The following is a 22,267-nucleotide window of genomic DNA, read 5'->3' on the forward strand; positions in this document are numbered from 1 at the left end:
GTGATTGCCCACCGCCCCGGTACTAGGGCGAATCGGCCGAGCGCTGCTGCGACGGGGGGGATCATTGGACGAGATCATTCGGTTCGGCCTCTTGGGTCTCGGTGTCGGTGCCTTGTACGCCCTGGCCTCGCAGGGCCTGATCGTCGTCTACCGCGGGACCGGGGTGCTGAACTTTTCCCTCGGCGCCACGGCGATTGCGGGTGTGTTCCTGCAGTGGGAGCTGCAGAACAAGGCCGGCTGGCCCTTCCTGCCATCCGCGTTGACGGGCGTCGCGCTGTCAGCGCTGCTCGGCGCTCTGACGCATTGGGTGGTCATGCGGCCGCTGCGGCGCGCCAGCTCGCTGATCCGCGTCATCGCCACCCTCGGTGTGCTCATCTTGGTGCAGGCCGGCGTCGTCATTCGGTACGGCTCCAATGCCCGCCAGGTGGACAGTTGGCTGCCGACCAACCGGGTGACGCTGTGGGGCGAGGTTGCGATCACCGTCGACCGGCTGATTCTGTTCGGGGTGGCATGGGTGTTCGCCGTGGTGCTGTGGTCGATGTATCGACGGAGCCACTTCGGCCTCGCCACCGAGGCAGTGTCCGAGAGCGAGCGAGCCGCATCGGCCATCGGCTTGTCGCCGAATACGATCGCCATCCAGAACTGGGCGCTGGGCTCGGCCATCGCTGCTGTTGCGGGCATCTTGGTGGTGCCGATCATCACGTTGCAGGTCACGGCCATGACATCGCTGGTGCTCGCAGCCTTGGCCGCGGCGCTGGTCGGCGACTTCCGGTCGTTCCCCATCGCCACCGCCGCTGGCCTGGCGTTGGGCATCGGTCAGACACTTGTGGGCCGCTTCGTAGACCAGCAAGGGCTGGGGCAGTCGCTGCCCTTCCTGGTGATTGTGGCTGTGCTGGTGTTCAAGGGCCGGTCGCTGCCGCTTCGGGACTACTTCTTGCGCGAGCTGCCGATGATCGGCAACGGGCGCATGTCGTGGGACTGGACGATCTTCGGCATCGGCACGGTGGCGTTCCTGATGCTCACCAAGCAGGCCAAGTGGATCGACGCCCTGACGGTCACCATGGGCGTTTCGATCGTCCTGCTGTCCATCGTGGTGCTGACTGGCTACGCGGGCCAGCTGTCGTTGGCGCAGTACACCATCGCGGGGTTCGGCGCGTACGTGTCGGGTCGCCTCGTTGCGGTGTTCGACATCCCGTTCCTGTTGGCGCTGGTCGCCGGCGTGCTGGCCTCGGTGCCCCTGGGATTCATCTTCGCCTTGCCGGCCGCACGAACACGCGGCATCAACCTGGCAATTGTCACCTTGGGGCTCGGCACCACGATCGAGCTGATGCTGTTCCGCAACCGCGAATACACCGGCGGCGTGCAAGGCACTCAGGTCGGCAGTCCTGACCTGTTCGGCCTCGACATCGGCTCCATTCGTTACCCGGAGCGATACGGCCTCTTCGTGCTGGCAATGGCGCTGTTGGCGGTGTGGGTGGTGTCGAACGTCCGTCGTGGGCGCAGCGGGCGGCGCCTGCTCGCCATTCGAACCAACGAGCGGGCCGCTACGGCGCTCGGCATCGACGTGCCCAAGGCGAAGCTGTTCGCCTTCTCGCTGAGCTCGGCAATTGCGGCGCTGGGCGGGATAGTGCTGGCGTTCCGGCTGACTTCGATCAGCTACACGTCGTTCACCAACCTCACCTCGATTCTGTTTGTGGGCCTGGCAATCGTGGGCGGCGTCGGACATCTGCTCGGTGCGTTCGTGGGCGCCACCATGGCGACCGCAGCCTTCAGCCAGGAAGTGCTCGAATCGACGTGGGATGGGGTGGGCCGCTGGACCCAGCTCATCAGCGGCATCGCCATTTTGCTCATGGTCCTCGGGTACAAGGACGGTGTCGCCGCCGAGTGGGTGAAGATTTTCCGGCTGGTGAAACGAGCCCGCAAGTGGGGCCGCTCATATTTCGTCGAGCTGGAAGACGTCTCCGATCCGAGCGCCTCTGAGAGCGAACAGTCAAGGGTTCCGGCTCGCGTACTGAGCATCGAGAACATGACGGTGCGCTACGGGGCCGTCGTAGCGGTCAACGATGTCAGCTTCAACCTCACTCCGGGCACAATCACGGGGCTGATCGGCCCGAACGGCGCCGGCAAGACGTCGCTGATTGACGCCGTGTGCGGCTTCACACCGGCGGAGGGTCGAGTGGCGCTGGACGGCGAGGACATCTCGCGTGTGTCGCCCTCCAAACGTGCCCGCCTCGGCATTGCTCGTTCGTTCCAGACGCTCGAGCTGTTCGAAGATGCGACGGTGTTCGAGAACATCAGCGTTGCCGCGGACCCTCAAGACATGCGGTCGTACTTTCGCGATCTGGTAGCGCCGGCGAGCCCTCCGTTCCCGCCTGAGGTCGTGCGGGCGATCATCGAGTTCCAGCTCGACGGCGACTTGCACCGTGACGTGAAGGATCTCTCGTACGGAAAGCACCGGCTGCTCGCGATTGCCCGGGCGGTTGCGATGCACCCGAGCGTGCTGTTGCTCGATGAGCCGGCCGCTGGCCTGAGCACCGCCGAGAGCGAAGAGCTGGCCGTGGTGGTTCGCCGCCTGGCCCAAGACTGGGGCATGGCAGTGCTGGTTGTCGAGCACGATATGAACTTCGTCAACGAGGTGTGCGACGAGGTGGTGGTGCTCGACTTCGGCAACAAGATCGCAGTCGGGAGCCCTGAGGCAATTCGTCTTGACCCAGCCGTCGTGGCCGCATATTTGGGAACCGAGGCCGACGAGCACGACAGCGAACACGAGCCACGAACGACGCAAGCTGCGCGAGGTGGCGCATGAGGCCGCTGCTGCAAACGCGAAGCCTCAAGTGCGGGTACCTCAACCGGGCGGTCGTCCAAGGAGTGAACCTGAAGGTCCACCAGGGCGAGGTGGTCTGCCTGCTTGGGCCGAATGGCGCCGGAAAGACCACCACGCTGCTGACCATCGCCGGTGAGCTGACACCCGTCGACGGAATTGTGATGTTCGGCAACACGCCTACCTTCACGCCCATGTACCAGCGCATCCGGCGAGGGGGAATCGGGCTGGTGACTGAGGAGCGCTTGGTGTTCACCAAGCTGTCGGCTCGGGACAATCTGCGAGTGGGCGGCGGCTCGGTGGAAGCAGCGCTGGAACTGTTCCCCGAGCTCGAGCCTCGACTGGGGGTGCGCGGCGGCATGCTCTCGGGCGGCGAGCAGCAGATGCTTGCGCTGGCACGGGCGCTCAGCCGTCAACCGTCGATTCTGCTTGCCGACGAGCTGTCGCTCGGGCTGGCGCCGATCATCGTCGATCGGCTGCTGGGAGCGGTCCGCAAGGTCGCCGACACGACGGGCACCGGCGCCTTGATCGTCGAGCAGCATGCCCGCAAGGCGCTGGCTGTGTCTGATCGGATGTACCTGATGGCCCGCGGCCAGATCCTGCTGGAACTGCCGGCTGCCGATGCCCTCGGCCGCCTCGACGAAATCGAAGAGACGTACCTGGCGGGCACGTCTGAGACCGAGGAAGACCACATCGAGCGATTGCGGCGCAAGAACAAGAGGAAAGCTTGGAGACGCCTGCGGGTGCGCGAGCGCGAGCTGAAACGGCTGTCGGGCAAGCTTGCCTCGACCCGTACCGCCGCCGAAGACGACTTCTATTTCGAACGCGAACGACAACGACGACACGCGGCGATGGTCCGTCGAAAGAGGTAACCACCATGGGGTATCGAACAGCAGAGCTGCCCGACGTGGATCTGGACGAATTTGCGAAGATCCCGTTCTTCGAACGGATGAAGCTGCTCCAGCTCCACTGGGTCGAGCACGGCTTCGGGACGCCCAAGCAGACCGGCACGTTCTACGCGTGGAAGATCTTCCTGTACGCACTGTTCGGGCTCATCGTCGCCGGCGCCTTCACTGCGGGCCTCGAGTTCAACAACATCGCCGGCTGGTGGGACGAGCCGATCCTGTATCAGAAGCTGATGATCTGGACGATCCTGCTCGAGATCACCGGACTGGCGGCCACCTGCGGTCCGCTGGCGTTCCACTTCGATCCGCCCATCGGCGGAATCCTCTATTGGTGGCAAAACGACACCCTGCGCGTCCCGCCGTATCCCAAGCGCGTGCCGCTCACCAAGGGCAATCGGCGCACACCCTGGGACACCGGCCTCTACAAGCTGATCCTGGCCAGCCTGATTCTCCTGCTGGTGCTGTCGCCTCAGCACGTCGACGGGCTGCCCGAGGGCAGCGCCGGGATCTTGCCGCAGTGGGCGGTGCTGATCTACTGCGGCCTGATCTTGTTGATGGGCCTGCGCGACAAGATCATCTTCCTGTCGTCGCGAGCTGAGCAGTACGTGCCCACACTGCTGTGCTTCTCGCTCTTCTCCAATTTCGTCGACATGGTCATCGCGGCGAAGGTCTTCATCGTCATCATCTGGATGGGCGCCGGGTTCTCCAAGATGCAGCACGGCTTTTCCTCGACGGTGTCGATCATGGTGCAGAACACTCCCTGGGTCGTGTGGGACAGGTTCCGCAAGGCGACCGTGAAGGACTACCCGAACGACATCAGACCGTCGAGAACGACGCACCTGCTGGCACACATCGGCGGCACCACCTGCGAGCTGATCATGCCGCTGGTGCTGCTGTTCGCCCCGTGGGGGTGGGCGACGTGGATAGCGATCATCTCGATCTGGATGCTGCACACGTTCATCATCTCGACGTTTCCCTTGGCGGTTCCGCTCGAGTGGAACGTGTTCTTCATCTTCTGCGTTGCGTTCCTGTTCGCGAATTTTCATGCGGGCGACGGCTACGCCGTGTGGGACATGGAGCCGGTGTTACTGGTCACGGTGCTGGTTGCTGCGCTGTTCCCCATCGTGCTCGGTGCGCTGCGGCCCCAGTACGTGTCGTTCCTTGTGGGCATGAAGCAGTACGCGGGCAACTGGTCGGCGGCCACGTTCTCCTTGCGCAACAAGGAGATCGAAGACCGGATCAACGACAAGATCGTGAAGTCGGCGGACAATCAGATCGACCAGCTCGAGCCCCTGTTCGGCCCCGAGATCTCTGAGATCTTCATCCAGAAGGCTGTTGCGTTCCGGATGATGCATCCCATGGGCCGTATGCACATCTCAGGTTTGATGTGCCACGTCGACGATCTCGACAAGCGGATCCAGCGGGAGGGCGAGTTTCTCAGCAACGTGCTGACGGGTTGGAACTTCGGGGACGGACACTGCCTCGACGAGCGGCTCATCGCCGCCTGGCAGGAGCGCTGTGAGTACGAGCCCGGCGACGTCATCGCCGTGTTCACCGAGTCGCGGCCGGCCTTTACCAACATCGTGCAGTACCGCGTGATCGACGCAGCACTGGGCACCGTGGAGAAGGGCTTCTACCGTCACGACGACGCCTACAACACCCAGCCGTGGCTGCCGGACGGTCCGATCCCCCACACGGTGACGTGGCGCCAGGAGGGCTATGAGCCCCAAGGCGTGCCCCATCCCGGCAATGCGCGCAAGGTGCCGTCCATCGCCCACGACGGGACCTGGCTCATCCCGCGCCAGGGCGCTGGGGGCACCGCCGAGTCCGCTGCGCAGTCGGCATCCCGAGCGGAAGCTTGACGCGTGCGCCGTGTTCGCAGCGGCCGCAGCAGACTTGCTGGTGTCATCGGGTCGACATCCGAAGCGGACGCTTGAGCGGTGCGCCCGCGCCTGGTGCGGTAGGCACCCGATGACACAGTGACCTCAGCCATCGTCGTCGGCAGCGGACCCAACGGTCTCGCCGCTGCGGTGTACCTGGCCAGGGCCGGCGTCGAGGTGTCCGTGCTCGAGGCGGCAACCGAGATCGGCGGGGGCACCAGGAGTGCGGAGTTGACCGTGCCGGGACTGGTGCACGACCAGTGTTCCGCCGTCCACCCGGTTGCTGCGGCGTCGCCGTTTCTGCGTGAACTCGACCTCGGCCGGTTCGGGTTGCGTTGGCTCGCGCCGGTCGTCGATTGTGCTCATCCCCTCGACGACGGTTCGGCTGGTGTCCTGTACCAGTCCATCGACGACACGGCCGCTGGTCTTGATGGCGACGCGGCGCATCGCACGCCAGGATGCAGCGGTGCCAGTTTCGCTCGGAGGGCGGGGCGACGCAGCGGCGACGGGGCTCGCTGGCACCGGCTCTTCACTTGGCTGACCTCCGACTTCGACCGCCTATTCGCCGACATCAGCCAGCCCTTGCTCGGGGTGCCGCGCTCTCCGGTGCTGACAGCGCGGTTCGGCATGGCGGCGATGACCCCGGCAGCCGTTGTGGGCCGACTGTGGCGCGGCGAAGCGGCACGAGCACTGTGGGCGGGAGTTGCTGCACATGCGTTCTGGCGTCTGGACCATCCGATGACGAGTGCGGTCGGCCTCATGATCCTTGCTGCCGGCCACACCCATGGCTGGGTCGTCGCCGAAGGCGGGTCCCAAGCCATCGCCGATGCACTGGCCGCAGACTTGACGTCGCACGGCGGGCGGATCGAGACCGGTGTGCGGGTTGGGTCGGCGGCCGAGCTGCCACCGGCTGACTTGCTTCTGCTCGACGTGTCGCCGTCGGCAGCCGCCGACATCTTGGGGGAGCGGTTGCCGAATCGAGTCGAGCGAGCGTACCGGCGCTACCGCCACGGCCCCGGAGCATTCAAGGTCGACTTCGCCATCGAGGGCGATGTGCCGTGGCGGGCACCGGACGTGGTCGACGCCGGCACGGTGCACCTTGGTGGGGATTCGGCCGAGGTCTTCGCCAACGAGCTCGCCGTGCACCGCGGCCACATGCCCGACCGCCCCTTCGTGCTGGTCGGCCAGCAGTACCGCGCTGATCCAAGCCGCTCGGTCGGGAACACTCATCCGCTGTGGACCTACGCCCACGTTCCCCACGGCTACGCCGGCGACGCCACCGAGGCGATCATCGCCCAGATCGAGCGGTTTGCGCCCGGGTTTCAGGACCAGATAGTGGGCATGGCAGTCCGGTCCACGACCGAGATGTCGGTGTACAACCCGAACTACATCGGCGGCGACATCCTGAGCGGTGCGTCGTCGCCCCTCCAGCTGCTGTTCAGGCCCCGAATCGCTCGAGATCCCTACTTCACGGGCATTCCGGGCACCTACCTGTGCTCGGCATCGACCCCTCCGGGTGCAGGCGCGCACGGCCTGTGCGGCGTCAATGCCGCAACCCGAGCGCTCGCTGCCCACAACCGGCCTCCGCGACGAGCGGCATAGCCCCAGCCCGAGAACCACACATCCGCGAGAGGGTTCAGGCGCCCCCCGCTCCTCAGAGGATTCAACGGATCCTCGTGCCGCGCCACCGACACCCGGCCCGCACAGCTCGCAGCCGAATCGTTCGCGCCTTCGCACAGGCACGGCGCGTAGCGTGGATGCGACATGCCGGACTTCTACGAGCAGCCGATCCTCAACTCGCCCTACGAGGCACCCACGCGCCATTGGAAGCTCGATCCCGAGGCGGCACTGCCGGTCCAATTGAAGTCGGCGCTGGCAGCTTCGCGGCCGAGCCCGTCATCGTGAAGCCCATGCCGCCCAAACCGACAGTCCGCGTGCATGCTGTCAGCCCCGAACGGGACGCGCTGGAGATTCGCTTCCCTCGGGTCGCCGGATACCGGACTGAACTGCCCGACGACCGGCTGGACGCGCACTTCACCGAGGATTCGACGCTACGGCTGACGCCTGAGATGGTCGGACCGACTCGCACGCGCAACGAGCGGATCCTCGGCGAAGGTGCCGACATCGACCTCGCCGACATCGGCAACACGCGCCGCTCCACGGTCGTGTATCACCTCACCCGCTATCTGCTGCAGACGAAGTGGCGCGACGCCGACGGCCAGCCCAGGCTGCACCTGTTCGGCCAGCTCAAACGCATCACCGAGCGCTGGCTCGACGAGCACTTTGTGTGCGAGGGGGGCACGTCGCGTGGGCACTTGCTCTATCTGACGCTTGCGGACCAAGCGTGCGAGCGGATCACCACCGCCATTGTCGAGGCCGAGCGGTCCGGCGATGGCAACGTGACTGCGCTGATCGACTCGTTCTCGCCGACAGGCACCACCCGCGACGTCAATTTCGTGACCTCGAAACAGCTCAAGTGGCGCACCCGTGCCGATCGCTGTCACGTCAACTGGGCGGTGTGCGACAGCGAATGGGAGCGCGAGTTCTGTCAGGTGGTCGAGGCCAATCCAGACGTGCTGGCCTATGTCAAGAACGCCGGCATGGGTTTCGAGGTGCCGTACCGCGCGGGCGACCAGAACCGAATCTACGTGCCCGACTTCATCCTGCGGGTGAGCGACGACCGGGTGAGCGACGACGGCGGCGAACCGCTGCATCTGGTGGTGGAGGTCAAGGGCTTCCGCGGCGAGGATGCCAAGGACAAAGCCGCCACCATGCGCAACTACTGGGTGCCGGGCGTCAACCGCCTCGGCGCCTTCGGCTACTGGCAATTCGTTGAGTTCCGCAACAGCTGGGTCTTCACCGAGGAACTCCAAACTGCCATTACTCAGGCTCGCCGCGAAGCACATGCGTTTCGCACGGGCGGGCCGGCCCTCAGCAGTCGAGAAAAGGTCTTGGCCGCACTGCGAGAACTCAAACCGCGCCTGCAGCAGGAATTCGGCATCGCCAGCCTCAAGCTGTTCGGTTCGTTTGCTCGAGACGAGGCCCAGCTCACCAGCGATGTCGACCTGATCGTCGAGTACCACACAGAGCCGAAGGGCTGGGGCAATTTTGGAGAAGGCCCTTTCTTGGAAGAAGTCCTCGGACGCAGCGTCGACATTGCACTCCGCGAGAATCTGCGCGACCATGTCCGGCCGAACGCGGAGAGGGACGCGATCGATGTTTAGATGTGTCGAGCCTGACCATTGGCTGCCGTCCATTCGTCACATGAACGAAGCCTGCAAGAAAATTCAGCGCTACGTCGGCACCATGACAGAGGACGAGTTCAGAGCCGACGAATTGCGTCAAGACGGAGTTATTCGGCAAATCATCATCATTTGGGAAGCCGCGAATCGGCTGCCCGACCAAGTACGCGAACACTTGGGAGACATACCTTGGAGCGATGTCCGTGGCATGAGGAATCGACTCGTGCATAGGTATGACGATGTCAATGAACAAACGGTATGGAACGCAGCAACAATCTCGGTGCCGCATCTCTTCAATGTTGTCCAAGGCGTTCTCACAGAGCATGGCGAGGCGTAGCCGATGGCGAAGCGGAACATCACCCGACTCCATCGCCTGCTGGTTCGTCGACTCCGACTACGACCACGAGAGCTTCTTCGTGCGTCAGGCCTACTTCCTCGGCGCCAACGACCCCTACAAGTCGCTCAAGACAACCCTGCGCGCTGAGATCGACGAGGACGCCTGGGCCAGTCTCCACAGCGACACCTCACGACCGTTCCCGGCCCCCGAATCAGGTCACATCGCCGTGAAGGTCATCAACCACCTCGGCGACGAAGTCATGAAGGTCTTCCGCGTCCCCAGCCCCGCCTGACGTCGCCAGCGCATACCGGCGGCGGGCCGACAGCGGCGTCAGGGAGCGATATGGAAGGCTTTGCGTCGTCCGGGGCCGTATCGGTACACCCGGAAATCTCGGTCGAGTGAGACCGCCTCGGTGATGCCCAGCCGCTCCATGACCGCCCAGCATGTGCGGTCCGAGAGCGAGAAATCCTGATCGCTGAAGGTCGCGCCGATCTCCGCCGCCACTTCCAGATCCCCCAGCACTGAGACCTCGACACGGGCGATTCCTCTGCGAATCGCGTTCACCAGCGTCTCCGCGGCGAACCGGTCATGGCGATGCCTCATCACCATCCACGTCTCCTGCAGCACGTGATCGGTCGTCAGCAGCCGACCCCGTCTGTGCTCAAGTGCCGCTGCCACCCGCGCGTGGGTTGCCTCCGCGCCGTCAGCCATCGACACCCACGCAGAAGTGTCCACGAAGCTGAGTTCCATCTGTCAGATCCGGCGATCAGTCAATGTGCTGTATGTGCTGCGCCGCCGCAGCCTCAGACACGATGGCCTTGGCGCCTGCGGCCATGTCGAACGGATCGCCATGCACCATCGCGCAGATGGCTTCCAGATCGCCCTGAGGCTCTGCCGCGCCGAGTTCTCTGTCGAACAGACGTCGCGCAAACTCCGCGAAGCTGATCCCCTGATCCGCCGCACGCTGCTTTGCCTCGGCGTGAAGATGATCTGGCAGCGTGATGACCGTTCGCACTATGACATCATAGCATCACCCCGCAGGCGCAGATTGCAGCAGCCCCTTCCGACGTTGAGCCGCGCTCTCGCTGGTCGCTGGCTGCCGTACCGTGAGTGGGCATGGTGCATCGGACGGATGGTCGGGTTCCGAATGCGCGTCGAACACTGGCAGTCGGGTTGCTGGCGGTTGCTCTGGGCGCCTGTGGCGGAGGTTCGCCTGACGGCAGCAGTGGCCTGGACGTGTCGGTGCGGGCCGAGGCGACGACGAGCGGCACAGCCAGCACCGATGGCGCGACCGCTGCCACATCTGCTGACGGCCTGGATGCCGACGCTGGTCCGGCCGGCATCGACGGGTCTGGCATCGAGGACTGCGAGGACGTTGCGGAGATAGGGGCGACGGCTCAGGGAACCCTGCGCAGGACGCAGAATTATCCGTCGGGGACCATAGGTGCGGTGTTGGAGTACGGCACTCAGTTCGACTCCTTCGGCGGCTACTGGCTCGACCGCGACAACGGCGGGACGATCTTGGTCGGCTTCACCGAGGACACCGCGATGCACGAGGCTGCGCTGGCGGCCCTGCGCCCCTTGGGCCAACGCGACGATGTCGTCTTCGAAGTAGTACAGGTCACATTCAGCGAGCGCGAACTGATCGCCGCGCAGGAGCAGATCAGCAGCGCGACGTGGGATCAAGAACTCGGTATCTACGGCTACGGCATCGACGCCAAGCGGAATCGGGTGAACTTGGATGTTGTGAACCCGCCTCCGGGCGCGTTGGCCGAGATGGCGGCATCGGTGCCGCCAAAGTTCGGACTCGGTGTCGTCTGCGTCGAGTTGACGATCACGGCTCCGCCGCCCACTGGATCGCTGCAGGTGCTGCCCGACTTGCGCGACCCCGATCCCGTCGTTACCTGCTGGGGAGCGCCTCCGATGCCGTATTCGGAGTTGACAGCATGGCAGCCGATCGATGAGGTGGACCACCCTGCTGTGGACGTGCTGCGGGCCGAACTCGAAGCACGCCTCGTCGAACCATCGCCCCGCCCGCTGGCCCAAGGCGACTGGGCCGTCGTCCACATCGGCGAGGACTTGGTGCGCTTCGTACTCGACGGAGGCGAATGGGAAGAAAGCGCAGCCGTCGAGCGCCGCGGCGACCGATGGCTGTGGGCGGGGGAGGGCTCCGGGCCGCGCTGCGAGCCTGCCGTGGTCCTGCCCGAGGGCCTCGGCCGTGTCGAAGTGCATCTGGACCCCGACAATCCGCCCGGCCCGGACGATGTCGAGATCACGCTGCTCGTCACCGAGCAGGGCTGCGCCAACGGCCGTGAGATGGGCGACGCGCTGCGAGGCCCCGAGGTTGTCGAGACCGACGATGCCGTGGTGGTGGCGTTCGCAGTCGTTCCCGTCGCCGGCGGCGCAAACTGCCCCGGCAACCCGCCGACCTCGGTGACGGTCGCGCTGAGCGAGCCCCTCGGCGACCGCGCCATTCAAGACGGCCTGTACTTCCCTCCCAAGACCGTCACTACCGAATCGCCGTAAGCCGAGGCATGCGCAAGGAGCGCGAGCCGGCGTCGTTCACGGGTGCCGGAGATCTCGCGCTCGAATGCGAGTTGACCATGAGTGCCGCCGTCGGTACGGAACTCCTCGCGAGCTGCAACGAGGCGATGATGCACAGGCCAAATCGCACGGCGACATGGTGAACCGTTCACAGCGAAGGTGCGAGCAACGGTATGGCCCGCTGATCCGCTGTTCGGTAGATGCGGAAGTCGGAATCGAACGTCAGCAGCTGTGCGCCTGGGAAGCGCGCAGCCATCCGTACCAAGCACGCATCGGCGAACGACATCGGAACATTGCTGTACTTCACCATCAACTGCCGCAGCGCTGCTGCGTCTTCGATGCTTCGTACCGCCGATTCGACCTGCAGAATGCCTCGCTCGGCCATGAGCATCGGCATTGCGGCAGGAAGCCTCGCGCGTTGCAGCAGGAATGCGGTTTCGGAAATGACGGCTTCGCAGGTCAACAACGGCGGTGCCAGCGAGCGCAGCTGGGCAACTGCCCATGCGTGATGAGGTTCCGTCTGGTCGGCCGCCGCTACGAGTGGACCGCTGTCAACGAGGTAGATCGCCGCGGCCACGTTCGTAGTCTTCGACGATCGCCGCCTCAAGATGGGCCGGATTCGTTGCCAGATCCGAGAACGGCGAAGCGCCGCAACCGATCAGGTCTTCCATGAGATCCGCGCAGGTGACATCGGATCGCGCGATTTCGGCCGCGCCGAGACCGTCTTCGATGAGTCGACGGACGACGTCCGATCTCGTCGTATGCCGCCGACGGGCCTCCGCGCCTATCCGTGCCTCGAGTTCCGGCGGGACCCTGACGGTCAGCATGCTCATGGCATGAAAGCGTATCACGGCAACGTAATACGGCCTTCGGGGCGAAGGCCGCGTTAATTGCTGTGTCTCTCGCCCTCCGTGGCGCTATCGCCAGCCGAAGTTGTTGTTCGGTGAGCTACAGGTCGAACACGCGGCGAGCGTTGTCTCCGATGAAGGCCCGCCGCCGCTCCGCAGGGAACATGTCGACGAGCTCATCGAGGTCGAGCACGTATTCCGGCGTATGGTCGGCGTGAGGGAAATCGCTGGCCCAGATGAACCGGTCGTACCCGTATCGCTGTGCGAGCGAAGGGATCGAGCGTTCATCGGGATCACACGAGATCCACACCTGCCGCATGAAGTACTCGCTGGGCTTCATCGCAAGCGGCACCCGGGTGCCCGTGTAGGTATGTCCGAACACGGCATCGATGCGGTCCAGGCAGTAGCCGAGCCAGCCGCCGCCTGACTCGAGCACCAGCACCTTCAGCTCCGGGAATCGGTCGAAGACGCCGTAATCGAACAGCGACACGAACTGGTGCCGCACGCCGTCCGACGCCGTCATCGATGCCGTGAGGCGCAGTTCGCGCACATGCTCCCAGGTACCCATTCGAGTGCCCTTGGTCCACTGGGGCTCGAACGTGGGATGGATGGCGAACGGCACGCCGAGATCCTGCGCAGCTTGGAATACCGGGTCGTGGTCGGCATGGCCGAGCGGACGCGTCGAATGGGTGAACGGCGCCACGAAGCAGCCGCGTGCTCCGTCGGCTACCGAGCGCCGCAGCTCGGCCGCTGCGGCGACCGGATCGGTGAGCGAGATGTGGGCGACGGGAACGAGCCGGTCGGAGTGATCCCGGCAGAACTCGCAGATCCACCGGTTGTAGGCACGCGTGTACGCTTGGCTCAGCTCGGCGTCTTCGAGCTCGGCTTCCCACAGCAGCCCCATCGTTGGCAGCAGGACCGCGATGTCGAGGCCTTCGGCATCGAGCAGCTCGATTCGCTGGTGAGGGTCCATGGCGCCGAAGGGGATCTCGCCCGCGTAGGTGCGATCCGGGTTGAACATGATGTCGGGCAGATCGGCTGCGCCCATAGCGCCCAGCGTCGAGACCATGCCGGGACGGGCCAGCTTGCTTCGCTGGTTGTCGATCATGAGCACTTCGAGGCCGCGCTCAGGCTCGATCTCGATGCGCAGCGCCCGGTCCTTGTAGCGATCCTCGAGGTACTCCTCCCACAGGTCGGGCGGCTCGAGGATGTGGCCGTCGGCGTCGACTGCGCCGGCGTGCGCGATCTTGTGCACCTCGTGCATGTGGCGCTGTCCGCCATCGGCGGTGATCTGTTGCTGGATGGTCGTGGTCATGATTTCCCCCGTAAACCCTGATACCCGTTCGGATTCTCTCACGTCCGGGCTCGGGCGTCAGCGGAACGGCTCCGAAGCGGAACCGCTCGGCGATGCCGAGGCGCAGCGACGTCACATCGGCCACAATCGCGGCGTCGTATTGGGCAGCAGGGGAGGACAGCACGATGAGCAAGAGCAGCGGCAATCCCGCAGGGCGGCTGGCTGGCAAGGCCGCGGTGATTACCGGCGGCGCGAGCGGCATGGGACGGTCGACAGTTGAGCGATTCCTGGCTGAGGGCGCCTCGGTCGTCGTCGGCGATCTCAACGCCGACGCCGGGCATGCATTCATCGAGGAGTTGACCAGCGCCGGTCTCGGCGATCGCGCTCGCTTCACACGGACCGATGTGTCGGTGGAAGACGACGTGGCCGCCATGACCGAGCTGGCGGTCGAGGCATTCGGCCGGCTGGATGTGGTGTTCAACAACGCCGGCATCGGCGGGGCGTTCGGCCCGATCACCGAGCTGGACGTGGACGCCTGGGACGAGACGTTCGCGATCTTGGTGCGCTCGGTGATGCTGGGCACCAAGCACGCTGCGCGGGTCATGGTGCCCCAAGGCACCGGCGGCTCGATCATCAACACGGCATCGATCGCCGGAGTGGGCGGCGGCGCTGGCCCGCAGGCGTATTCCGCAGCCAAGGCGGCCGTCATCAGCCTGGCTCAGACGACTGCGCTGGAGCTGGCGCCTCATCGCATACGGGTGAATGCCATCTGCCCGGGACTGATCTTCACTCCGCTGATGCACAGCGGCAACGAGGCCCAGGCCGAAGAGGTCATGGCCGAGTTGCAGCCATGGCCCGACCGTGGCGAGGGCACCGACATCGCAGCGATGGCCTTGTTCCTCGCCAGCGACGACAGCGAATTCGTCAGCGGCCAGCAGTTGGTGGTCGACGGCGCGATGCTCGCCGCCGGACCGCGCATCCACGGCAAGATCCACAACACCCGCAACATCCATCGAATGTCCGGCATGGCATACGGCACGACCGGCAAGGCGGCATCGGTTCGGCGCTTGTAGCAACGGCCGGAGCGCACCGCTCGACTCGACGAGGTCAGCGCGGGCGATCTTCGATCAGCGCGTCCCGAAAATCGGGATGGGCAATCGAGATGAGCAACTCGGCTCGCTCGGCAAGCGAACGCCCCCGAAGCTCTACCGCGCCGAACTCGGTCGCGACGATGTCCGCCACATAGGAGGGCAGCGTCACCGGGGCGCCATGTTCAAGGTGCGACACGATGCGCGATATGCGCCCGCCGCCCGCCGTGGAGGGCATAGCCACGATGGCTCGACCGCCGGTTGCCACACAGGCGCCAAATGCAAAGTCGGGCGCACCGCCAGGTCCGGAGATGTAGCGGCCGCCGATCATCTCGGAATTGGCTGAACCGTCGAGCGCCATCTGCACGGTGGACTGCAGTGCCACGAAGTTGCGCACTTGGGCGATGCCTTCGATGCCGTGACTCAGCGAGCCGTTCACCAGATTCACCGCCGGGTTGCGGTCGACCCAGTCGTACAGGCGGCGCGTCCCCATCACCTCCGCGGCGACACTCACGCCATCGCCCAGCGGTCCCTTGTGGCGATTGTCCACCGCGCCGCTGTCGATGAGGTCGATGCAGGCGTCGTTAATCATGCCGCCGTGCAGGCCGAGGTGCCGACGTTCTCTCAAGCTTGACAACACGGCATCGGGAATCGAACCGATGCCGAACTGCAGTGTGGTCCCGTCGCCGATGAACTGACCGACGTGGGCAGCAATGGCCTCAGCGGTCTCATCGACGACAGCGGGCGCCAGCTCGGCAAGGGGCTCGTCGATGTCGACGAGCACATCGAAGTCGGTTCGGTGACATTCGCCCTCGCCGCAGACATACGGCATCTGCGCATTCACCTGCGCGATCACCAGCGAGGCGGATCGCAGCAGCTCGATATGACCGCCGACCCCGGTGCCAAGGCTCATGTACCCGTCTGCGTCAGGCGGGCTGGCCTGGCACAGCAGCACATCGGCTTCCAGACCGCCGCCTGGCCCGACGAGACCGGTGATGTCGGAGTAACGGGCCGGCACGACGCCGAAATGCGGGCTGTCTCCCACGTCGCGAAATGCACCGCTGGGCTGCAGCGAAGTCCAGAGGAATGGGTCGCCGAGGTGATCGAGCGGCGCGGGCCGATTCAGCAGGAATGCGCTCACGAATTCAAGATGGTCGAAGCGGTCGTGTGCAGCGTCGATGGCTGCGAGCAGGCCGAACGGCGTCGCAGAGCCCTGAGCGACGTAGACGCGTGCCCGGCGCCCGATGCGCCCGATCGCCTCTTCGACGCTGAGAAGGGCTCCGGCGCGGTTGCCGTCGCGGAGTGCGGCACCGTTTGGGCTCATCGAAGCGCTGCTCCTCAACCTGAGTGCCGCAGCGTAGCGACGCCACGTTCGGGGGAACTCTAGAAGGCGGATTCGGTTGGCGTGGCTGTGGTTCGAGCGGTGTGTGAATGGAATCGCAACCCTGTGGAGGGCACGAGCAGGCCATGGCAGGTACGGCCACCCGAGGTTCGCCGTATTCGAGACTCCTGTGCGGGCGGGCACAGGACCCGCGGTGGCAAGATTCCGGTTCATGACGCCTCAAGCAATCGATGTGAACGCCATGCCCTTGCCCGAACTGGCGGCCGAGCTCACCCCTGATGTCGCCGATGCGGCTGTCGACGCGGCTGACCAAGCGATCATCGAGCGCGCTGTCGCATGGGCCGGTTCATTCGTCGCGCCGCGAGCCGAGTTGTGGGAGCGAGATCGACGTTTCGCCGCTGAGGCGTTTGCGAGTGCGGGGAGCGAAGGGCTCTGCGGGCTGTTGGTGCCCACGGCTGACGGCGGGTCAGCCATGACCCAGATCGGGCTCGCACGCGCGCTCGAGGAGATCGCCGCCGTGGACTTCGCCGTCGCCTTCTCGCTGGTGTGTCACAACAACCTCGCGGGTGCTGTGAGCCGGCGTGCACCAGCGGATCTGCGCGCCCGCGCGCTGCCGCCGCTCACTCATGGCGAGCGGCTTGGAGCTTTCCTGCTGACCGAGCCAGGCGTGGGCAGCGACGCCGCCAAGATCACCACCTCGGCTCGTCGTGACGGCGACGAATGGGTGCTCGATGGCGAGAAGGCCTGGGTCAGCAACGGCACCTCAGCAGAGCTGCTGTCGGTGTACGCACAGACCGATCCCGCAGCCGGCCATCGCGGGATTGTCACCTTTCTCGTCGATGGCGGCACCGACGGCGTCGAGCGTTCGGAGGGCTACCAGCTGAGCGGTGCGCACGGCCTCGGAACGAACGGCATCAAGTTCGAGGGATGCCGCGTGTCCGACGCTGACGTGATGGTGCCCGTCGGCGAGGGCTTCGTCGCTGCGATGGAAGGCATCGACATTGCCCGGGTGCTGGTTGCGGCCATGTGCTGCGGCATGTTGCGCACCGGGCTGGCGACCGCAGTGTCCTACGTGCGCGAGCGCCAGGCATTCGGCGGGAGAATCGCTGACCTCCAAGGGGTGCGGTTCCGGCTGGCCGATGTGGCCACTGATCTCGAAGCGGCTCGCCTGCTTGCATATCGAGCGGCGCTTGGGATTGCCGAGGGTCGTTCCGCCGGGGTTCACGCAGCTCATGCCAAGAAGTTCGCGACCCGAGTGGCCGAGCGCCGGCTGGCCGACTGCATGCAGGTCATGGGCGCCGTCGGCGCGCGTCGGGATCACCCCCTGCCGCGCCACCTTGCCGCCTCGAGGCTGACGCACTACGTCGACGGCGCGACCGAGATCCAGGATGTCGTGATCAGCAGGTCCCTGCTCGACTGACTGGTTCGGTGGGACCCCGCTCAGCTCATGGGAACATCGCCGAGCCAGCCGACGATGGCGTTCGCGACTTGCCGCTCCGGTGAGTCGTCGGCCGTCTCGACGCGCGTCATGGCCGACCATTCCAGGTTGAGCCCGGAGCGACCGCAACGCACTGCGACAAGTCGCCCCGAGTCGAGCCACGGCGACATTGCCCACCGGCTGAGGATGGACACGCCGAAATCGGCAGCGATCATCTCGGCGATGGCTCCGGTTTGCTCGAGCACGGTGATCGTGCGAGGCGACAGGCCCGCAGGACGCACAAAGCGCTCGTACTCGAAGCCGGGTGACGGCTGCCGGTTGTAGGTGAAGTAGTTCTCTTCGGCAATCGCCTCGGGGCCGATCCAGGTCCGGCCCGCGAGTGGGTGCTCCGGATGGGTGACGAGCACCAGCTCATCGGTGAACAGGTGCGTGGCCTCGCAGGCCCCCTGTGCGGGTCCTGGAGCGAGCACGAGGTCGGCTGTCCCGTCAGCGGCGCATTGCGGTGCCCTCAGGATCCCACAGGCAGCCGTCGACAAGCCGGGCGGCGCGGCGCTCCCCGACGATCTCTATGTCGAACTGAACCCCGTCGTGAGCAAGTTCGGCTGGCACGTAACCCATGGCGACCGACACGTTGCTGTGATGAGCGAAACCGCCCGAGGTCACCCAGCCGACCGGTTGCCCGTCGCAATAGATGGGCTCGTCACCGGCTGCGTCGAACCCCGACTCATCATCGGGTCCGTCGAGCGCCCATGTGCGCAGCGCCATCGCGCCAGCGGGGGCGTGCACGCCCCCGCTCGGCACCTCGCCGACGCCGTACTTGTCGATGAGGGCCGCCCGCCCGACAAAGTCGTCGCCGTCGTCGCCAGCCCGCCCCGATCGGACGAATCGACCCAAGCCGGCCTCGAAGGGGTCATAGCTGGGCCGGTACTCGCGTGCCCAGCTGCCGAAGCTCTTGTCCAGTCGCAGCGAGTTCAATGCCGCCAACCCGAACAAGCGCAGCCCATGGGACCGGCCACGGGTCACGAGCAGATCGAAGAGGTGACGCAAGTAGCTGGCATCGGTCCACAGCTCGTATCCGAGTTCTCCCGTGTAGCTCAGCCGGGCGCACCACACGCGTGCCCAGCCCACATCGAGCGCGGTGAAACTGCCGAAGCGCATCGCTTCGTCGGAAACGTCGGCGTCGGTCACCTCCGAAAGGAGCGCCCTCGACTTCGGCCCGGCGATTGCCACGCCGCACATCTGGGATCCGAGCGTCCGGCAGCGCGCCGGTCCATGCGGCGCTGTGTCCGATGACGCCGGTCCATGCGGCGCTGTGTTGTTCCAGCGGGCGAGGTCCGCATCGAACCAGCGCTCGTAATAGCGCTCGGCGATGCCTGATCCGAAAATGATGAAGCGTTCGCTGGCTGCTGCATTGCCCGTAGCGCCACCAGTCACGGTGTGTACCGGTCCATCAGCGCTCCCTGTTGCCGGCGGCAGGCAGGCGACCGTGAGGTCGCCGGTGAGATTGCCGCGCTTGTTGCACATCGGCGCGAGCGCGATCCGGCCCGGCTGCGGCAGCCTGCCCGCCAGCAGATGCGTGAGCCATGCCCGCGCACCGGGGCCTTCGACCAGGAACTTGGCGAACCCGGACGTTTCCATGAGTCCCACGTCGTGGCGAACGGCTCGCACCTCGGCACGAACGTGGCGCCACGCATTGGAGCGACCGAAGGTGACGTCCTCGACCACGCCGGGCTCGGGTGCGAACCACAGCGGCACTTCCAGGCCGTAGACGTCGCCGAACACGGCGCCTGCGTCGCGCTGCGGTTCGTAGATCGAGGTGGTTGCCAGGGGACGCCCCTCGGGAAGGAACTCGTTCGGGAAGCTGATGCTGAAGCGTCGCCGGTAGTTCTCGCGCACTTTGGCCGCGGTGTACGGGCGTGTGGCCCAATCGCCGAACCGGGCGAGGTCCATGGCCCAGACGTCGAAGCCGGGATCGCCGGTGGTCATCCAATTGGCGAGGGCAAGTCCGACGCCGCCGCCCTGTGAGAGGCCGGCCATCACCGCGCAGGCCGACCAGAAGCCTGGCAGGCCGCGGACCGGTCCGACGAGCGGGTTCCCGTCGGGTGCAAAGGTGAACGGCCCGTTGACCACCCGTGCGATGCCTGTGTCGGCGAGCACAGGGAAATGCCTGAACGCGGTGTCGAGCGAGGGCGCGATGCGTTCGAGATCGGGCGTCAGCAGGCGCTTGTCGAACTCCCATGGCGTCTGTTTGCGCTGCCAGGCAACCGCTGCCTGCTCATAGGTGCCGACCAGCAGTCCCTGGCCCTCTTGGCGCGTGTAGATCTCGCCCCCGAAATCGATAGTGCCCATTAGCTCGCTGCCGGTCTGCTCGTTGTGAGCGATGATCTCGTCGATCGGCTCAGTGATGACGTAGGTGTGCTCCATCGCGAGCACCGGCAGCTCGAGACCCACCATTCGCCCGACCTCGCGTGCCCACAGACCGCCCGCGTTCACCACGTGCGTCGCCTCGATCCATTCGTCGCAATCGCCGACCGCGCCAGCAGCGCTCGATGCATCGGCGCTGCGGCCACCCGACGTGCCGGCAAGATCGCCGGCGGATGTGTTGTACAGACCGATGCGCCAGGCGCCGTCGGGGGTTCGCTCGATGCGGCGAGCCCAGGTGTGCCGGCGAACCTGGGCACCGGCGGCCATCGCCGCCTTCGCGTAGGCGTGCGTCACGCCCGTCGGGTCGACGTGTCCGTGCACGGCGTCGAACATCGCTCCGGCGAACTGGCCGGGATCGATGAGGGGCACGAGCGCCGCCGCCTCATCGGCGGAGATCATCTCCGACGCAATGCCGAGGTATCGCCCGCGCGCATCAGTCATCCGGAGCCAGTCGAAGCGCTCGGGCGTGTCAGCCAAGAAGACAGCGCCGGTGACGTGTATGCCGCAGTCCTGTCCTGAAAGCTCCTCGATCTCGCGGTACAGGTCGATCGTGTATTTCTGCAGCTTCGCGACGGTCGGGTCGGCGTTGATCGGATGCATGCCTCCGGCGGCATGCCATGTGGAACCGGCCGTCAGCTCGGACCGTTCGAGCAGCACCACATCGCTCCAGCCGGCGCGAGTCAGGTGAAACAGCACCGAAGCTCCGACAACGCCGCCGCCGATGACGACCGCTTGGACGCGTTCGGTCATGTGGGAACTGTTGCAGCCGTACTCACCGGGTGGCGTTCGATGGCGGGCGGCGCAGGGTTGGGATCGCTTCCGTAGAGATCGACCTGTCCAGCGCGATCGCCTTGGGGAATCTCCAGGTCGGCAAGCGAGGGCAGCGTCATCAGGTCAGCGGTCATCTTGTGGAAGCGATTGAGCGGTTCCTCGAAGCGAGGGGCCAGGGGTCCGGGCGGTGCTCCACCCCGCGAGATGCCGCGTTGAGCGCGTTCGCAGATGTCGATGTCCTCGTCGTTCACCTCAATCCAGAAGCGGCGAGTGATCTCGAACGACTCGCACAAAGCGGCCGAGGGCTCGCTGTGCGTCATCGGGCCTGGCGGGAACAGGAACGTGCAGTGTTCGAGCGTGCGGCCGGCGCTCAGCGGCTCCAACCGCATCAGGAACATGTGGCTCGGTAGCACTGCGATGGTCACGTTGGGGAACAGTGCCACGAACCTGCCGCTGGCGGCGTCGGAGTCGTCCAGACCTGCTGCGGGGGGCAGCGTCAGCCAGTCACCTCGCTCGTCTCCCGACACCGGCGTGGTGGTCTGCCCGCAGTACATCCCGGGTCCTTGGTAGCGGTAGTGGTCGGGCACCCGCGACACCTTGGCCAGCTCGGGATGCACCCAGGGCAGGTGGTAGTACTCCGCGAAGTTCTCGGCGAGGAGCTTCCAGTTCGCGGCGACGTCGAAGGTGCACGACACACCTTCGAGTACGGCCGGTTGCCACTGGTCGAATCGGTAGTCGGCCATCCGATCCGGCAAGTCGCCGAGCCATGCCTCGAGCGGTGGGGTGTCGTCGCTGAGACTGACGAACACCAGGGGCCCCCAAGTATCGGTGCGCACCGGAATCAGCCCGTAGTCAGCCATGTCGAAGTCTTTCCGCGGCACTTCGTCGAACAGCGGAGCAGCCACGAGCCGACCGTCCGCGCTGTAGTGCCAGCGGTGGTAGGGGCAGCGAATCGTGTTGGCGATATCGCAATCACTGTCCGCTAGCTCGGTGCCGCGGTGGCGGCAGGAGTTCAGGAAACCGTGCAGTCCGGCTTCGGACCGGGTCGCCAAGATGGAGCGTCCGCCGACTGAGCGCACTAGCAGCCGGCCCGGTTGCGCCAACTCCGATGCCAAGGCCACCGCCACCCATGCCCGGCCGAACAGGCGGTCCTGCTCGGTGGCGAAGAACGCCTCGTCTGCATAGACGGCCGGTTGCATCGCGAACGACGTGTCGACGGTGTTGCGTTGGGGAGCCCAGAACTCGGACCCCGGCTGTGTCCAATCAGCCTGTGGCTGTGTCCCATCTGCTGCCATGTTGCAGTCTTACCCCGTCTGCGAGTGCGCTCCGAACA

19 protein-coding genes and 1 pseudogene are annotated in these 22,267 nt (G+C 65.7%); 11 read left to right on the forward strand and 9 right to left on the reverse strand.

Features of this window, described 5'->3' with window-relative positions:
* Window positions 1-64: 64 nt before the first annotated feature.
* The 8 genes and pseudogenes from ACOGJB_RS16920 to ACOGJB_RS16955 form a co-directional block, all read left to right on the forward strand.
* The gene (locus tag ACOGJB_RS16920) at window positions 65-2,806 is read left to right on the forward strand and encodes an ABC transporter permease subunit (RefSeq protein WP_419838253.1); all 2,742 of its coding nucleotides are present in this window, start codon (window positions 65-67) and stop codon (window positions 2,804-2,806) included.
* Entirely contained in the window at window positions 2,803-3,693 is an 891-nt protein-coding gene (locus tag ACOGJB_RS16925; RefSeq protein ID WP_419838254.1) for an ABC transporter ATP-binding protein, read from the forward strand. The genes ACOGJB_RS16920 and ACOGJB_RS16925 overlap by 4 nt, the downstream gene beginning before the upstream one ends.
* A 5-nt stretch (window positions 3,694-3,698) precedes the next feature.
* On the forward strand, window positions 3,699-5,588 hold the full coding sequence (locus ACOGJB_RS16930) for a DUF3556 domain-containing protein (RefSeq protein WP_419838255.1): 1,890 nt from the start codon (window positions 3,699-3,701) through the stop codon (window positions 5,586-5,588).
* Window positions 5,589-5,705: 117 nt separating this feature from the next.
* Complete coding sequence (locus ACOGJB_RS16935; protein ID WP_419838256.1) at window positions 5,706-7,208, forward strand: phytoene desaturase family protein; 1,503 nt, start codon at window positions 5,706-5,708, stop codon at window positions 7,206-7,208.
* Window positions 7,209-7,370: 162 nt separating this feature from the next.
* Complete coding sequence (locus ACOGJB_RS16940; RefSeq protein ID WP_419838257.1) at window positions 7,371-7,511, forward strand: hypothetical protein; 141 nt, start codon at window positions 7,371-7,373, stop codon at window positions 7,509-7,511.
* A gap of 5 nt (window positions 7,512-7,516) precedes the next feature.
* Window positions 7,517-8,830, forward strand: coding sequence for a nucleotidyltransferase domain-containing protein (locus tag ACOGJB_RS16945; protein ID WP_419838258.1), 1,314 nt, complete (start codon window positions 7,517-7,519; stop codon window positions 8,828-8,830).
* A gap of 40 nt (window positions 8,831-8,870) precedes the next feature.
* A complete protein-coding gene (locus ACOGJB_RS16950; RefSeq protein WP_419838259.1) occupies window positions 8,871-9,185 on the forward strand; it encodes a DUF86 domain-containing protein in 315 nt (104 codons plus the stop codon).
* A gap of 22 nt (window positions 9,186-9,207) precedes the next feature.
* A pseudogene (locus tag ACOGJB_RS16955) lies at window positions 9,208-9,477 on the forward strand (modification methylase); the annotation flags it as partial.
* Between the two features lie 38 nt (window positions 9,478-9,515).
* On the opposite strand, the gene ACOGJB_RS16960 reads toward ACOGJB_RS16955, so the two are convergent.
* Window positions 9,516-9,935: a type II toxin-antitoxin system VapC family toxin gene (locus tag ACOGJB_RS16960; RefSeq protein WP_419838260.1), complete on the reverse strand. Its 420-nt coding sequence runs from the start codon at window positions 9,933-9,935 to the stop codon at window positions 9,516-9,518.
* Window positions 9,936-9,951: 16 nt separating this feature from the next.
* Window positions 9,952-10,200 carry a hypothetical protein gene (locus tag ACOGJB_RS16965; protein ID WP_419838261.1) on the reverse strand — a complete coding sequence of 83 codons (249 nt, stop codon included), beginning with the start codon at window positions 10,198-10,200 and terminating at the stop codon, window positions 9,952-9,954.
* A 101-nt stretch (window positions 10,201-10,301) separates the two neighbouring features.
* Here ACOGJB_RS16965 and ACOGJB_RS16970 point away from each other — a divergent pair, with 101 nt between their 5' ends.
* Window positions 10,302-11,711, forward strand: coding sequence for a hypothetical protein (locus tag ACOGJB_RS16970; RefSeq protein ID WP_419838262.1), 1,410 nt, complete (start codon window positions 10,302-10,304; stop codon window positions 11,709-11,711).
* Between the two features lie 166 nt (window positions 11,712-11,877).
* Here ACOGJB_RS16970 and ACOGJB_RS16975 read toward each other — a convergent pair whose 3' ends face one another.
* From ACOGJB_RS16975 to ACOGJB_RS16985, 3 genes are all read right to left on the reverse strand, one after another.
* Window positions 11,878-12,306, reverse strand: coding sequence for a type II toxin-antitoxin system VapC family toxin (locus tag ACOGJB_RS16975; protein ID WP_419838263.1), 429 nt, complete (start codon window positions 12,304-12,306; stop codon window positions 11,878-11,880).
* On the reverse strand, window positions 12,281-12,562 hold the full coding sequence (locus ACOGJB_RS16980) for a ribbon-helix-helix protein, CopG family (protein ID WP_419838264.1): 282 nt from the start codon (window positions 12,560-12,562) through the stop codon (window positions 12,281-12,283). Before ACOGJB_RS16980 ends, ACOGJB_RS16975 begins: the two co-directional genes overlap by 26 nt.
* Before the next feature lie 115 nt (window positions 12,563-12,677).
* Entirely contained in the window at window positions 12,678-13,892 is a 1,215-nt protein-coding gene (locus tag ACOGJB_RS16985) for an amidohydrolase family protein (RefSeq protein WP_419838265.1), read from the reverse strand.
* 164 nt (window positions 13,893-14,056) lie between these two features.
* On the opposite strand from ACOGJB_RS16985, the gene ACOGJB_RS16990 reads away from it, so the two are divergent.
* The gene (locus tag ACOGJB_RS16990) at window positions 14,057-14,944 is read left to right on the forward strand and encodes an SDR family NAD(P)-dependent oxidoreductase (RefSeq protein ID WP_419838266.1); all 888 of its coding nucleotides are present in this window, start codon (window positions 14,057-14,059) and stop codon (window positions 14,942-14,944) included.
* Between the two features lie 34 nt (window positions 14,945-14,978).
* Here ACOGJB_RS16990 and ACOGJB_RS16995 read toward each other — a convergent pair whose 3' ends face one another.
* Window positions 14,979-16,283: an acetyl-CoA hydrolase/transferase family protein gene (locus ACOGJB_RS16995; protein ID WP_419838267.1), complete on the reverse strand. Its 1,305-nt coding sequence runs from the start codon at window positions 16,281-16,283 to the stop codon at window positions 14,979-14,981.
* A 229-nt stretch (window positions 16,284-16,512) separates the two neighbouring features.
* Between ACOGJB_RS16995 and ACOGJB_RS17000 the strand changes: the two genes are divergently transcribed.
* Window positions 16,513-17,721 (forward strand): acyl-CoA dehydrogenase family protein, encoded by a 1,209-nt coding sequence (locus tag ACOGJB_RS17000; protein ID WP_419838268.1) that lies wholly within the window; start codon window positions 16,513-16,515, stop codon window positions 17,719-17,721.
* A gap of 20 nt (window positions 17,722-17,741) precedes the next feature.
* Here ACOGJB_RS17000 and ACOGJB_RS17005 read toward each other — a convergent pair whose 3' ends face one another.
* Genes ACOGJB_RS17005 through ACOGJB_RS17015 form a run of 3 tightly spaced genes read right to left on the reverse strand, consistent with a single transcriptional unit; the run spans window position 17,742 to window position 22,229 of the window.
* Window positions 17,742-18,209 (reverse strand): substrate-binding domain-containing protein, encoded by a 468-nt coding sequence (locus ACOGJB_RS17005; protein WP_419838269.1) that lies wholly within the window; start codon window positions 18,207-18,209, stop codon window positions 17,742-17,744.
* Window positions 18,210-18,225: 16 nt separating this feature from the next.
* Window positions 18,226-20,913 (reverse strand): GcvT family protein, encoded by a 2,688-nt coding sequence (locus ACOGJB_RS17010; protein WP_419838270.1) that lies wholly within the window; start codon window positions 20,911-20,913, stop codon window positions 18,226-18,228.
* Entirely contained in the window at window positions 20,910-22,229 is a 1,320-nt protein-coding gene (locus ACOGJB_RS17015) for an aromatic ring-hydroxylating oxygenase subunit alpha (protein ID WP_419838271.1), read from the reverse strand. The genes ACOGJB_RS17010 and ACOGJB_RS17015 overlap by 4 nt, the downstream gene beginning before the upstream one ends.
* Between the last annotated feature and the right edge of the window lie 38 nt (window positions 22,230-22,267).

This window comes from Candidatus Poriferisodalis sp. (assembly GCF_965208895.1).
GTDB lineage: Bacteria > Actinomycetota > Acidimicrobiia > Acidimicrobiales > Poriferisodalaceae > Poriferisodalis.

Excerpts from the sequence above, each read along its gene's own strand:
- ACOGJB_RS16925 (WP_419838254.1), top strand. The coding sequence starts at position 2,803 with ATGAGGCCGCTGCTGCAAACGCGAAGCCTCAAGTGCGGGTACCTCAAC.
- ACOGJB_RS16930 (WP_419838255.1), top strand. The coding sequence starts at position 3,699 with ATGGGGTATCGAACAGCAGAGCTGCCCGACGTGGATCTGGACGAATTT.
- ACOGJB_RS16940 (WP_419838257.1), top strand. The coding sequence starts at position 7,371 with ATGCCGGACTTCTACGAGCAGCCGATCCTCAACTCGCCCTACGAGGCA.
- ACOGJB_RS16945 (WP_419838258.1), top strand. The coding sequence starts at position 7,517 with ATGCCGCCCAAACCGACAGTCCGCGTGCATGCTGTCAGCCCCGAACGG.
- ACOGJB_RS16950 (WP_419838259.1), top strand. The coding sequence starts at position 8,871 with ATGAACGAAGCCTGCAAGAAAATTCAGCGCTACGTCGGCACCATGACA.
- ACOGJB_RS16960 (WP_419838260.1), bottom strand. The coding sequence starts at position 9,935 with ATGGAACTCAGCTTCGTGGACACTTCTGCGTGGGTGTCGATGGCTGAC.
- ACOGJB_RS16970 (WP_419838262.1), top strand. The coding sequence starts at position 10,302 with ATGGTGCATCGGACGGATGGTCGGGTTCCGAATGCGCGTCGAACACTG.
- ACOGJB_RS16980 (WP_419838264.1), bottom strand. The coding sequence starts at position 12,562 with ATGAGCATGCTGACCGTCAGGGTCCCGCCGGAACTCGAGGCACGGATA.
- ACOGJB_RS16985 (WP_419838265.1), bottom strand. The coding sequence starts at position 13,892 with ATGACCACGACCATCCAGCAACAGATCACCGCCGATGGCGGACAGCGC.
- ACOGJB_RS16990 (WP_419838266.1), top strand. The coding sequence starts at position 14,057 with ATGAGCAAGAGCAGCGGCAATCCCGCAGGGCGGCTGGCTGGCAAGGCC.
- ACOGJB_RS16995 (WP_419838267.1), bottom strand. The coding sequence starts at position 16,283 with ATGAGCCCAAACGGTGCCGCACTCCGCGACGGCAACCGCGCCGGAGCC.
- ACOGJB_RS17000 (WP_419838268.1), top strand. The coding sequence starts at position 16,513 with ATGACGCCTCAAGCAATCGATGTGAACGCCATGCCCTTGCCCGAACTG.
- ACOGJB_RS17010 (WP_419838270.1), bottom strand. The coding sequence starts at position 20,913 with ATGACCGAACGCGTCCAAGCGGTCGTCATCGGCGGCGGCGTTGTCGGA.
- ACOGJB_RS17015 (WP_419838271.1), bottom strand. The coding sequence starts at position 22,229 with ATGGCAGCAGATGGGACACAGCCACAGGCTGATTGGACACAGCCGGGG.